This window comes from Acaricomes phytoseiuli DSM 14247, from assembly GCF_000376245.1.
Taxonomy (GTDB): domain Bacteria; phylum Actinomycetota; class Actinomycetes; order Actinomycetales; family Micrococcaceae; genus Renibacterium; species Renibacterium phytoseiuli.
Genome location: NZ_AQXM01000062.1, coordinates 1 through 12,275 on the forward strand (window position 1 = coordinate 1; position 12,275 = coordinate 12,275).

Here is a 12,275-nt window from a genome sequence, read left to right on the forward strand (position 1 = left end):
GCCGGCAACGCGGCCTCGGCAAACTCACTCCCGTAGAGTTTGAGACGATCTACACGGACGCGAAAGCGGCCTGATCACCCCAAACCCCAACTGTCAACCAAACCCGGGACAGACCCAAAACATAAGACCTCCCTCTAGAAAAGCGCTGGATGACTCTCGCCGTAAATCATTGAATATCGCGCGCGCGGCTTTCGGCATCAGCTCAGAGTAGGAAGTACCTGGATCAAGATTTACAGCCCTGGTAACTGCTCCGCAGCGCTCAGATGCTCCTCTACCCGCGCGACGCGACGCCGCACCGCGGGCATATCGGCCTCGCCGAAGCGGGCCATGGCCAGTGCCTCCGCGGCCGTGGCCAGCGCATTGGCCGCCTGGCTCAGCTCCCGGTGCAGCGCATTGAGATCGCCTTGGGGAAGTTCGAAATTCTCACTGGGAGCGATCTTCTGAGCGCGCCGGCACAAACGGTGCACTCTGGGCAGGCCTTCGGCCAGCTGATCCGCCAGGGGCACCGCCGCCTCGTGAAGTGCAGGGTCATCAATGCCCTCGAGGATCTGATGGAAACGATCCAGGCCGCGACGGAACCTGTCGTGCACGCGCCGCCACACGCCCTTGCCGAGCTCTTCTTCGAGACGCCGTTCAGCCCGGAACCTGGAGAATAATCGCATTCAACAGCCCTGACGTCAGCTGCCAGCGCGGCAGCGGCAGGCGGGCTCGGTGCGATTCACAAAGTCATAATCTCATGCAGCGCTCAGTCCGCGCACCGGGCCTGCGATACTTTCAGAATCTTCCCGGCTCACGGGCGCTCCGGCCCGGCAAGCCGTACGGACCCCGCCCGGGAATACGCGGTGGCCCCGAACCGGTCGAGCGCTGAACAGCAGCAAAAGGGTCGAACCCCTCCGGCAAGGGCGTGGAAAGACTGAACAGCGCGGTCACCGGCACGCCGAGGGCTCTGCTGATGCGCTGCGCCAGAGCCGGGGTGCAGGATGTCCGCCGGCCGGATAGCAGATGCGAGATGAAGCCCTTAGAACAACCCGCGCGAACAGCCAGCTGATTCAGCGATAACCCTTCCTGCTGCATCAAGGCGCGTAGCGTTACTGAACTCTTCAGGCGCATCGATCATCCCCTCCGACTCTCCCCTCCGGCCGGTATCAATCCGCCGCGATTCGCACCAGTGTCCCTTGGAAAATAAACAACTGTCAATTATTGAGGTACTTTTTATCTACAACTGGTAGACGGTATGTTTATACCGGCTAGCACTCACAATATGAACGGCAGGAAATGCACGCAGAGCAGGGCAGAAATCTGGTAGACGGTTAGATAAACTTCTGACATCTCGGGATCGAGGGAAGGCTAAGCAAGGTGGCACATCAGCGCAGCTCCGAAGCATCGGAAGACCGCAGCTCCATCGGCGAGCTCATTCTCGCCGAACGGCGCAGCAGCGGCGCTTCCTATCGTGAGCTTGCCGCCCGTGCTGAACAAGCCGGTTTCTCGATCAAATTCCAGTACCTCAACGAGCTGGCGAAGTCCGGCCCCAAAGGCTGGCCGAAGAATCCGGATACCTTCCGAGCTCTAGCACTGATCCTGAAACTGCCGGTGCGCACCATCGTGCTCGCTTATGCCGCCAGCCTCGGCCTGGATGTTGAGAATCCGGAATCGAAATTGGCTGAGCAGCTTCCGGTGAATACCCGTGATCTCTCCGATGACATGACGGATGCGCTACTGCACGTCATCCGCGCCGCGGGCCAGAAATTTCAGAAACCCTGAATCAGCAGCAGCGGCCCTGCGGGTTGACGTCTTGCCGGTCCGTTTTATCCCGCCAGAACTCAGCCGCGGTCATCGGCGCTGATTCCGGGTGCGTCGCTACGTGATGAGCGAGGTAGCGTTCATAGGCGTCCTCGCCCAGAACTCCCCGGATCAGCCAGCGCAGCGAGCGCCAAGCCCGACGCACAGCAGCGGCCGACTGACGGGTGACAGAGCCGCTCAATGCCCGCTCCTGACCATTCGGGCCCGCTCCGATGCCGGCAAGGACTCGAGGTAGCGCAGCCACTCCGCCTCCAGCTCTTTCTCTGCTGGCGTCGCCAGGAAACCCGCGGGTGCGTAGATCCTGGAGGGCACCGCCGGATCCTCGAAGCCCTCGACCACACCGGCATCTTCGACTTGGGCGTCATCGGCCTGAATATCTCCGCGGCTGCGCAGCCAGAGGCGCAACGTCACCCAACAGGCCACCGCGATGACGATCATCGCCAGCACCACGAAAGTCACCGACAGCACACCCTGGACCAGGGTGTTGCGCACCACTGCTTCCATCGCCGCGGTGCTGTTCGCGGTACCGAAAGATGTTCTGCCATCGGCCAGCGCCTGGCGGAAAGCCCCGTTCTGCGCGAAGTACCCCACCGCCGGCACCGGGGAGAAGATCTTCTGGAACGAGGCGGTGGTCGTCACCACCGCGGCGAAGGCCAGCGGAGCGCCGACGATCCAGAGCCGCTTCCACCTCCCGGAACGGGCGCAGATCACCAGACAGACCGCGAGCGCAATCGCCGCAAGCAGCTGATTGGCGATACCGAAGAGCGGGAAGAGCGTATTGATCCCGCCGAGCGGGTCGGTCACGCCCATGAGCAGCACAGCGCCCCAGGCGGCGACCATCACCGCGGTGGCACCCCACGCCCCCGGCCGCCAGGCGGTGTCCTTGAGTTTGGGGACGAAGTTCCCCAGCGCATCCTGGAGCATGAACCGGGAGACCCTGGTCCCGGCGTCCACTGCGGTCAGGATGAACAGGGCCTCGAACATGATCGCGAAGTGATACCAGAAGGACATGAAGGCCTGGCCGCCCACGAACTGATGCATGATCTGCGCCAGGCCCACAGCCAGGGTCGGCGCACCGCCGGTACGGGAGACCACGGACTGCTCCCCCACGTCCTGGGCGGTCTGCGTCAACATCTCCGGGGTCAGGTTCACCCCGGAGAGGCCCAGCGAGTTCACGAAGGCCACTGCGCCCTCGACGGTTCCACCGGTGGCCGCGGCCGAGGAGTTCATCGCGAAGTAGATGCCCCGGTCGATGGACAGCGCGGCGACAAGCGCCATGATGGCCACGAAAGATTCCATGAGCATCCCGCCGTACCCGATGAACCGGGTCTGGCGCTCTTTCTCGATGAGCTTGGGCGTGGTGCCGGAGGAGATCAGGGCGTGGAATCCGGAAAGCGCCCCGCAGGCGATGGTCACGAAGAGGAAGGGGAAGATGGAGCCGGTGAACACGGGCCCGTCATCGCGAGAAGCGAATTCGCTGAACGCCGGGACGCTGATCTCCGGCCGGACGATGATGATCGCCAGCGCCAGCATCACGATAACGCCGATCTTCATGAAGGTCGAGAGATAGTCACGGGGTGCCAGCAGCAACCAGACCGGTAGCACCGCGGCGATGAAGCCGTAGATGATGATGCCCCAGGCGATGGTGACCTTGTCGAGGTGGAAGAACGCTCCACCCCACTCGGTATTGGACACCCAGCCGCCGCCGATGATCGCGGCCATGAGCAGTACGAAGCCGATGACGGAGACCTCGGTGACCTTGCCCGGGCGCAGGAAGCGCAGATAGCAGCCCATGAACAGGGCGATCGGCACGGTCATCGACACCGAGAAGACACCCCAGGGGCTCTCCGCGAGCGCGTTGACCACCACGAGGGCCAGGATCGCCACGATGATCACCATGATCACGATGGTGGCGATGATCGCCGCGGTGCCGCCGATGACGCCCAGCTCATCCCGGGCCATCTGCCCCAGGGAGCGCCCGCCCCTGCGCATCGAGAAGAACATCACCAGGTAGTCCTGAACCGCTCCGGCCAGGATCACCCCGACGATGATCCAGATGGTTCCCGGCAGGAACCCCATCTGCGCTGCCAGCACCGGCCCTACCAGGGGCCCGGCGCCCGCGATAGCGGCGAAGTGGTGGCCGAAGAGGATCCGCCGGTCCGTCACCGCGTAATCCTTGCCATCGGCCTTGTACTCCGCGGGAGTGGCCCGGCGATCATCCGGGCGCAGCAGATGCTTCTCGATGTACTTGGAGTAGAAGCGGTAGCCGATCAGGTAGCTGCAGACCGCGGCGAAGACGAACCAGATGGCGTTGACCGTCTCCCCGCGGACCACGGCGAGCATCACCCAGGCCAGGCCGCCGAGCAGGCCTATGCCGACCCAGATCGCGATCTTCACCGGCGTCCAATGCTGGGTTTCGGCTTCGAGCTGCTCCGGATCTACTGCGGCCGGCGGCATCGTTTCAACAGTTCCAACGCCGGGAGTGGGAGCCGGATCGGGCTGAGCACTATGGCTCATGTTCTCCTCCTTGAGAAAGCTATGAACTCTGGAAGTAGGTTACTCCCTGTTGCGCGATGAAGTTCAGTGGTGCGCTGTGGCGGCTCAGAGCGATTCTGAGCCGCCACAGCGCACCACTGAAGGGTGGGAGGCGTCAGGCCGAGACGAAACCGGTGCTGAGAAAGCGCTAAGAAGACGTAATGTTTCTCGGTGAGACATGGGTCACGTATGGTATCAATCAACGGTCCGTGGGGGGCCGCTCGCGAATACCGCGAATTCATCGGGAGGAACCCATGATCCACGCGTCGATGATCGACAGCGCCCGCAGGAAAAAACGTCGAATCTCCCTGGCCTGGGCCATCGCCCTGACCCTTGCCGGAAGCGCCGTGATGCCGGCGTTCGCCGCCGATCGAGTCCCCAGTGGCGAGGCGGCCTCCACCATCCCGCCCGAGGTCAAGATCAGCCCGGAACTGGCTGCAGCTGACGGCCCGGTGGCCGTTTACGTCCAGTTCTCCGGCCAGGGCGCTTATGCGGCCACGCAGCCGGAGTCGGTCAAGGAGAACCGTGCGGCCCCGGTGGATGCCGCTCAGCGCGTGAGCCAGATCCGTGACGAGATCGAGCAGACCGCCCAGGATGTCAGCGCGGAAGCCTCTGCCACTGCGCTCTACACCACCACGAACACCTTGCCCGGGGTGGCGCTCAACGGCGATGCCGCCGAACTCCGGGAGCTCAGCAATCGTCCTGACGTCGTGAAAATCACCCCGATCGTCCCCAAGACCATCCCGGAGAACAAGAACACCGTCATCGATACCCGGGCCCTGAACACCTGGGTCAAAACCGGCCAGACCGGTCAGGGCGTCAAAGTGGCCGTGATCGATTCCGGTGTCGATTACACCCACACCGGCTTCGGTGGCCCTGGAACCCAGGAGGCCTTCAATCAGGCGGCGGCCTCACCCGAGCTGGTTCCCGGAACTTACGATCCGCAGAAGTTCATCGGCGGCTACGATCTCGCCGGGGATAGCTACAACGCCAGCACATCAAGCCCGGATTACCAGCCGGTCCCGAACCCGGATAACAACCCCTTGGACTGCCGGGCCGGCGGTCATGGCACTCATGTGGCCGGCACTGTCGCCGGGTACGGGGTGAACGAAGACGGCACGACCTTCCGGGCCGGGCAGAACGGCAACCCGCAGTACTCCGAACTCACCGCCGATCAGGTCGGCGGGATGCGGATCGGCCCGGGTTCGGCACCGGAGGCTCAGCTCATGGCGTTCCGGGTCTTCGGCTGCGCCGGCAGCACCAATCTGACCATCCAGGCTCTGGACCGCGCCCTGGACCCAAACCAGGACGGTAATTTCGATGACCGCGCGGACATCGTGAATCTTTCCCTGGGCTCCACCTACGCCCCGGCCGCGGATCCGGAGAACGACGTGATCGGTGCGCTGACCCGGAACGGCGTGCTCTCCGTGATCTCCTCGGGCAACTCCGGCGACTTCTATGACATCGGTGGAACCCCGGGGAACGCCAAGTTCGCACTCACCGTGGCCAATTCGGTGGGTTCCAGGATCGCGCTGGATCGCGTAGATGTGCTGGCACCGCAAAGAGGGCAGGCGGTGGGCCAGTACTCTGGCTTCGATCCGAGCAAATTCACCGCTGAACAGCTCACCGGGACGGTGGTCAACGGGCCGGCCGGGCAGAACGCCGATGGCTGCCAGCCGTTCTCGGCCGAGGACGCCGCCAGGGTGGACGGGCAGTGGGTCTGGCTGAGCTGGGATGAGAACAGCAGTACGCGCCGCTGCGGCTCGACGGCCCGGTTCGACAATGCTGAGAAGGCCGGGGCAAAAGGGGTGGTGCTCGATTCGAGCCTCGAGGTCTTCGGCAGCGGGATCGCCGGGAATCAGACGATCCCGGGCGTGCAGCTGACCAAGAGTTTCTCGGATCAGCTGCGCCCCGACGCCGAGGCCGGAACCCTGCGGATCCGGCTCAGCGCGGAGTACAAAGGCACCGGCAGCGGGCCGACCAACGCTCTGGATACACTGAACCCGAGTTCTTCTCGTGGTGTGCACGGCTCGAACGGCATCGTGAAACCCGATGTCGCGGCGCCCGGCACCTCCATCGGATCGGTTGCGGTGGGCTCCGGCAATGGGGCCTCCGTCAAAAGCGGTACCTCGATGTCCGCACCGCTGGTCTCCGGCATCGCCGCTCTCGTGATGGCCAAGACCAAGCTGCCGGCACTCGATGTGAAGTCGATTGTCATGAATACCGCCAATCAGGACGTCTACCGCGGTGAGAATGTCTATGGCCCCGGGCGGGTGGGCTCGGGCCGGGTGGACGCGCTCGATGCGGTCACTACGGAGGCTTACGCTTTCGCCACCGATGATCCGGAGCTGACCAGCGTGAACTTCGGGGTACTCGAAGTGACCGATCAGCCCGTTTCGATCACGCGTCAGGTCACGGTCAAGAACACCGGTAGCACTGCTCGTGACTACTCGGTGCAGTATCTCCCGGCCACCACGGTGCCCGGCGTGGAGTACCAGATCGGGTCCACCGTGAGCGTACCGGCACAGGGATCGAGCACCGTGGACATCACACTCACGATCACCGACCCCACCGCCTTGCGCAAGACCCTGGATCCCACCATGGACCGGGTGCAGGGCGATCGGAAGCTGCCGCGTCAATTCATCGCGGAAGCTTCCGGGCGTCTGGAGCTGAGCGCTCCGGAGACCCCGACGCTCCGGGTTCCCGTGTATACCGCGCCGAAGCCGGTCTCCGCGATGACCGCTGGAGAGTCCTTGGAGTTCTCCGATGCCGAGGCGCAGAGCACCGGCGTCGATCTCAACGGCAGGCCACTGGCTCAGGGGCCGATCGGCGGGGATGGTTACAACTCCCTGCTGGGCGCTTTCGAGCTGCAGAGCAGCAGCCCACGGCAGGATAAAGTCCTCGACGAGGGCAGCGGGCAGAACAGCGCAGTGCGGTCCATGGATCTGCAGTACGTAGGTGTTTCATCGAATGCGCTCGCGCTGAAGGCCGCCGGCTTGGATCCGAACGACGCTGATATCCAGTTCGGCATCAGCACCTGGGGAAACTGGGCGGCATTGAGCAACTTCTACCGGGTCTATGTGGATATTGATACCAATGCCGATGGGAAGGACGACTTCCAGCTGCGGCTCGGCAACGTGACCGGCGTGGATCTTCCGGTGGCTGCACTGTATCGCTACCAGGCCGATGGGCGGCTAGCGGCTAATCCCGATGCCATCCGCCCGCTCAACGACCTCGACGGCTCTGTGGACAGCAACACCATGGACACCAATGTCATGGTGCTGCCCGTCTACGCCAGGGATCTGGGTCTCGATCTGAACAACCCGGCACCGCTCAGCTACCAGGTCACCACCTATTCATCACTGAAGGTCAAAGACGGCCGGCTGGTACCCGTGGATCAGACCGAGCCGAAGACCTTCGACCCGGCTAACCCATCACTATGGTTCGATGACGGCACCGGCAGCGCGCTGTTCCTGGATAAGCCGGAGACCACGCTGACAGCCAATCGGAGCGCAGGGCTGACCGACGCCAAAGCCCTTTTCCTGCACCTGCAGAATGCGACCGGGAACTTGGGTGCGGACGGCGATGGCGGCCAGCGCGCCGAAGTACTGCCGATCGCGGTCATTGAGCCGGAACCGACCACCACCAGCACCCCAACTCCCACACCGACCGACACGACGGCCCCTCCGGGGAACACCGGAGAACCGACGACGGCAACGCCTTCCCCTGGAACGGATGGCGGCGGAAACGATGGCGGGGGCGGTGGCTCCGGGACGGTCACGACCGCGGGCGATACCCTGAGCGACACCGGGGTTCCCCAATGGCTACTGATGCTCGGCGCGGCAGCTGTGCTGATCACCCTTCTAGGCGGAGCGGCAATGCTCTCGGTGAGGCCGCGCAGGCACTGATCCCACGTCATCACTAGAGCAACGGCAGGCCGGGTGTCACACCCAGCCTACCGTTGCTCTGCCGGATGCTGCTCTGTCATCTGCTTGATTGTCTGCTGACGATGAGTTTGGCTTGACCTTCAAGAGCCTGTAGTTGCCCGGCATGTCCTCTTCAGCGTCGAAAGTTGACCCATGGTCCGCATTGCTGCCCGTATCCGGCGGCCGTTAGTCATCATCGGCATACTCATCACACTCGGCTCGATCATCTGGGCTTATGCCGGCCCTGCCGTTTTCGGCAGTGGGAAGACGGGCCCCTGGGCTAGCCTGGTAGCTGCTGCATGCATCATCCTGGGCGTTGTGCTCACCATTCTCAGCCCGATTCCGGATTAAGAACCCCTGCCCCTGGCTTCCCCGGTACGAGGAGATTGGACGGCGGTCAACTCACCGTCCTCGAAAGTTCCTAGCCACGGGACGCACGGCTACGGGCAGACTTTCGCAGTGGATCTGCTACTGGAATCAGACTCAGATGCGCTGAAGCCTGACGCCAAGAACACAGACGCCAAGAAGGCCGGCTCCGGCTTTCAGCCACCGTCAGACTTCCTCTCTTTCGGGCAACCACTGTATGCGCCGGCACCGGCAATCGTCGTCCGGGTCTACGACCGGGCCAGGGATCATCGCAGCCGGACCTCCACCTGGGCGCTCGCCTATTTCTACCTGGAATCAGTGGTCCGGGATTTTCTCGGTGCGAACCGGATAGTGGGTAATCACGTGGTGCTCCGCCTGGAAGACGGCACACATTTCGTCTTCGCGCACCTGCGCCGCGGGAGCGTCCGGGTCTCCCCGGGGCAAACGATTGCGCTGGGCGAGGTCATCGCCGAATGCGGGAACTCCGGGAATTCCACGCAACCCCATCTGCACTGCCAGCGGCAAGACATCGCCTCGATCTCACGCGCGGCAGGGCTGCCCTGGACGATTCACCCCGGCGGCATTCCGGAGAATCTAGAAAGCCTGTCTACGGCTGAGGAGCCGGGTCAAGCATCCTCCGGCGCATAACTCGACAGGAACCGGTAGACCTCGGTTTCGTCAACGCCCGGGAAGACCCCCGGGGGCATAGCCGCCAGCAGGTGCGAATGCGCCCGGGCGCTGGGCCAGGCGTTACCGGCCCACTGCGCGGAGAGTTCCCGGGGCGGGCGCTTGCAGCATGATTCGTCCGGGCAGCGGGAGACCGATCGCTCCGTGGTCTCCCGGCCCCGGAACCACTTCACATGGGCATAGGGAACCCCGATGCTCAGCGAGAACTGCCCTCCGCCGGAGCGCTCAGTCCGGGCAGTGCACCAGTACGTTCCCGCGGGGGTGTCAGTGTACTGGTTGTACGCACTGAACTTATCGCTGACACTGAAGACTTCCCGCGAGGTCCAGTACTTGCAGATCGGCTGCCCCTCGATGGCCCCGGTGTGATCCGTGGGGAAGGTGACTCCATCATTCTCATAAGCCTTGTAGGCGATGCCGGATTCGTGCACCTTCTGGAAGTGGGTCAGAATGCCCAAGTGCTCCGTTGCCAGGTTCGTGAAGCGGTGCGCTGCGGTCTCATAAGACACCGCGAAGGCATCCCGAAGATCCTCGACCGCGATGCTCTTATTCGCCTTCGCGCGCTGCAGGAAGTCGACGGTCTGCCGCTGCGGCAGCAGCAGGGCCGCGGCGAAGTAGTTCGTCGCCACTCGCTGCTCCAGGAATTCGCCGTAGCTCTTCGGGGTCTGATGGCCCAGCACGAAGTGCCCCAGAGCCTGCAGCAGCACCGAACGCGGGTCGTGCTCGCTGCGGTTGGACTGGGTGAGGTAAATGCGGTGGTTCTTCAGGTCCATCACGCTGCGGGTGGAATGCGGCAGATCGCTCACATGATGCAGGGTGAAGCCGAGATGCTGGGCGATATCGGCGATGACGTGCTGGGAAAGCGGGCCGCCGGAATAACCGACGGCGGCCAGCACCGCCTCGGCCTCTGCTTCGTACTCCCCGAAGTAGTTGTTCCGCTCGCGCATCTGATGCCGCAGTGCGGTGTTGGCGCGCCGGGCTTCTTCCGGAGTGGCGATCTGCTCTTCGAGCTTTCGCTCCAGCTCTTGCTGCAGCCCCACGAGAGCTTCCAGGGCATCGAGCGGAAGCCGGGATGAGATCCGGACCGTCGGCAGCCCCAGCGTCGCGTAGAGCGAGCTGCGCTGGGCCCGTTCAAGTTCGATCTCCAGCGCTGCCCGGCGGCTCGGCGGCTCCTGGCCCAGCAGTTCGTCGATGCCGACGCCCAGCTCCTGTGCTAGGGACTGGAGCATGCCGAGCTTGGGTTCCCGTTTGCCATTCTCGATCAGGCTGAGCTGACTCGGCGCCGCGCCCACCTTAGCCCCCAGATCATCGAGCGTGAGCTTCGCGGCTTTGCGCAGATGACGGATGCGGCGGTCGAGGCTGATGACGTCGAGTTCAGCGGGATTTTTGCGGTCCGCAGCAGGGGCTGGGCGCTGCCAGCTGCTCAGAGCGCTCTCATCAAGCGCCATTTCTTAAGAATATGAGAAGAAATGCAAATATTTCCAGAGTTTTCCTCTAGAAACCTCTCTGAAACCAGAGAAAAGTATGTTTTATCAAGAATTTCCGCCGAGGTTCTTCCCCGGCCCAGTGAAAGCAACACGCTGAAGGAGCAAGGACATGTCGGAGCACACCACCCCGGGTCACCACGAGGGCACTCAGCAGGAACAGGCCGTGCAGAACCTGGAACTGGACTGGGCTGCGAATCCGCGCTGGGAAGGAATCCAGCGCGACTATACCGCCGCTGATGTGGTCAAGCTCCGCGGCCGGGTTCAGGAAGAACACACCCTGGCCCGGCGGGGCGCAGAGAAGCTCTGGGATCAGATCCGCAATGCCGGAACCGGCAGCAACCCGGATTACACCAACGCCCTCGGAGCCCTGACCGGCAACCAGGCGGTGCAGCAGGTCAAGGCCGGGCTACGGGCGATCTACCTCTCTGGCTGGCAGGTCGCCGCGGATGCTAACCTCTCCGGGCAGACTTACCCGGATCAGTCGCTCTACCCGGCCAACTCGGTGCCCGCGGTGGTCCGCCGCATCAACAACGCGCTGCTGCGCGCCGATCAGAGCGAATTCTCCGAAGGCAAGCAATCCGTTGAGGACTGGCTGGTGCCAATCGTCGCCGATGCCGAGGCAGGCTTCGGCGGGCCGCTCAACGCTTACGAGCTGATGAAGTCCATGATCGCCGCCGGGGCCTCCGGTGTGCACTGGGAGGATCAGTTGGCCAGCGAGAAGAAGTGCGGCCACCTGGGCGGCAAGGTGCTCATCCCCAGCCAGCAGCATGTGCGCACGCTCAATGCGGCCCGGCTCGCAGCGGATGTCTCCGACACGCCGTCGGTGATCATCGCCCGTACCGACGCCGAGGCAGCGACCCTGCTGACCTCCGATGTCGACGAGCGGGATCAGCCCTTCCTCACCGGTGGCCGTACCGCCGAGGGCTTCTACGAAGTGCGCAACGGCCTGGAGCCCAGCATCGCCCGGGCCAAGGCCTATGCACCCTATGCGGATCTCATCTGGATGGAGACCGGCACCCCGGATCTCGAACTCGCCAAGAAATTCGCCGAAGCCGTCAAGGTCGAGTTCCCGGATCAGATGCTCGCGTACAACTGCTCACCTTCGTTCAACTGGAAGAAGCACCTGGACGATGGCACGATCGCCAAGTTCCAGCGGGAACTCGGTGCCATGGGCTACAAGTTCCAGTTCATCACCCTGGCCGGCTTCCACGCCCTGAACTACTCGATGTTCGACCTCGCCCACGGCTACGCCAGGGAGGGCATGAGCGCTTATGTCGAGCTGCAGGAGCGCGAATTCGGATCCGAAGAACGCGGCTACACCGCGACCAAACACCAGCGCGAAGTGGGCACCGGCTACTTCGACCTCGTCGCCACCGCGCTGAACCCGACGAGCGGCACCCTGGCTCTGGCGGGCTCCACCGAGGCTCAACAATTCCACTGAGTTCAACACTCTGAGCCCCACCCCACTGGGCCTTCA

General features: G+C 63.6%; 10 protein-coding genes. 5 read left to right on the forward strand and 5 right to left on the reverse strand.

Annotated elements, in window-relative coordinates; translation table 11 throughout:
* Positions 1-230: 230 nt before the first annotated feature.
* Entirely contained in the window at positions 231-662 is a 432-nt protein-coding gene (locus C501_RS0109245) for a hypothetical protein (RefSeq protein WP_018135343.1), read from the reverse strand.
* Between the two features lie 112 nt (positions 663-774).
* Positions 775-1,110 (reverse strand): helix-turn-helix domain-containing protein, encoded by a 336-nt coding sequence (locus C501_RS13605; protein WP_083906593.1) that lies wholly within the window; start codon positions 1,108-1,110, stop codon positions 775-777.
* Between the two features lie 246 nt (positions 1,111-1,356).
* Here C501_RS13605 and C501_RS0109255 point away from each other — a divergent pair, with 246 nt between their 5' ends.
* Complete coding sequence (locus C501_RS0109255; RefSeq protein ID WP_018135345.1) at positions 1,357-1,761, forward strand: hypothetical protein; 405 nt, start codon at positions 1,357-1,359, stop codon at positions 1,759-1,761.
* A 1-nt stretch (position 1,762) separates the two neighbouring features.
* On the opposite strand, the gene C501_RS0109260 is transcribed toward C501_RS0109255, so the two are convergent.
* Both C501_RS0109260 and C501_RS0109265 read right to left on the reverse strand, forming a co-directional pair.
* A complete protein-coding gene (locus C501_RS0109260) occupies positions 1,763-1,981 on the reverse strand; it encodes a YbdD/YjiX family protein (protein WP_018135346.1) in 219 nt (72 codons plus the stop codon).
* Entirely contained in the window at positions 1,978-4,317 is a 2,340-nt protein-coding gene (locus C501_RS0109265; RefSeq protein WP_018135347.1) for a carbon starvation CstA family protein, read from the reverse strand. Before C501_RS0109265 ends, C501_RS0109260 begins: the two co-directional genes overlap by 4 nt.
* A 272-nt stretch (positions 4,318-4,589) precedes the next feature.
* Here C501_RS0109265 and C501_RS13025 point away from each other — a divergent pair, with 272 nt between their 5' ends.
* The 3 genes from C501_RS13025 (at position 4,590) to C501_RS13030 (ending at position 9,275) form a co-directional block, all read left to right on the forward strand.
* Positions 4,590-8,243 carry a S8 family serine peptidase gene (locus C501_RS13025; protein ID WP_245532459.1) on the forward strand — a complete coding sequence of 1,218 codons (3,654 nt, stop codon included), beginning with the start codon at positions 4,590-4,592 and terminating at the stop codon, positions 8,241-8,243.
* A gap of 171 nt (positions 8,244-8,414) precedes the next feature.
* Positions 8,415-8,612: a hypothetical protein gene (locus C501_RS0109275; RefSeq protein ID WP_018135348.1), complete on the forward strand. Its 198-nt coding sequence runs from the start codon at positions 8,415-8,417 to the stop codon at positions 8,610-8,612.
* Between the two features lie 108 nt (positions 8,613-8,720).
* Positions 8,721-9,275: a M23 family metallopeptidase gene (locus C501_RS13030; RefSeq protein ID WP_018135349.1), complete on the forward strand. Its 555-nt coding sequence runs from the start codon at positions 8,721-8,723 to the stop codon at positions 9,273-9,275.
* On the opposite strand, the gene C501_RS0109285 is transcribed toward C501_RS13030, so the two are convergent.
* Positions 9,254-10,759 (reverse strand): helix-turn-helix domain-containing protein, encoded by a 1,506-nt coding sequence (locus C501_RS0109285; RefSeq protein WP_018135350.1) that lies wholly within the window; start codon positions 10,757-10,759, stop codon positions 9,254-9,256. The genes C501_RS13030 and C501_RS0109285 overlap by 22 nt on opposite strands.
* A gap of 148 nt (positions 10,760-10,907) precedes the next feature.
* Here C501_RS0109285 and aceA point away from each other — a divergent pair, with 148 nt between their 5' ends.
* A complete protein-coding gene (aceA, locus tag C501_RS0109290; protein WP_018135351.1) occupies positions 10,908-12,239 on the forward strand; it encodes an isocitrate lyase in 1,332 nt (443 codons plus the stop codon).
* Positions 12,240-12,275: the final 36 nt, after the last annotated feature.

Bases quoted from the DNA above. Each gene is read 5' to 3' on its own strand.
- C501_RS0109245 (WP_018135343.1), bottom strand. From the start codon at position 662: ATGCGATTATTCTCCAGGTTCCGGGCTGAACGGCGTCTCGAAGAAGAG.
- C501_RS13605 (WP_083906593.1), bottom strand. From the start codon at position 1,110: ATGCGCCTGAAGAGTTCAGTAACGCTACGCGCCTTGATGCAGCAGGAA.
- C501_RS0109265 (WP_018135347.1), bottom strand. From the start codon at position 4,317: ATGAGCCATAGTGCTCAGCCCGATCCGGCTCCCACTCCCGGCGTTGGA.
- C501_RS13025 (WP_245532459.1), top strand. From the start codon at position 4,590: ATGATCCACGCGTCGATGATCGACAGCGCCCGCAGGAAAAAACGTCGA.
- C501_RS0109275 (WP_018135348.1), top strand. From the start codon at position 8,415: ATGGTCCGCATTGCTGCCCGTATCCGGCGGCCGTTAGTCATCATCGGC.
- C501_RS0109285 (WP_018135350.1), bottom strand. From the start codon at position 10,759: ATGGCGCTTGATGAGAGCGCTCTGAGCAGCTGGCAGCGCCCAGCCCCT.
- aceA (WP_018135351.1), top strand. From the start codon at position 10,908: ATGTCGGAGCACACCACCCCGGGTCACCACGAGGGCACTCAGCAGGAA.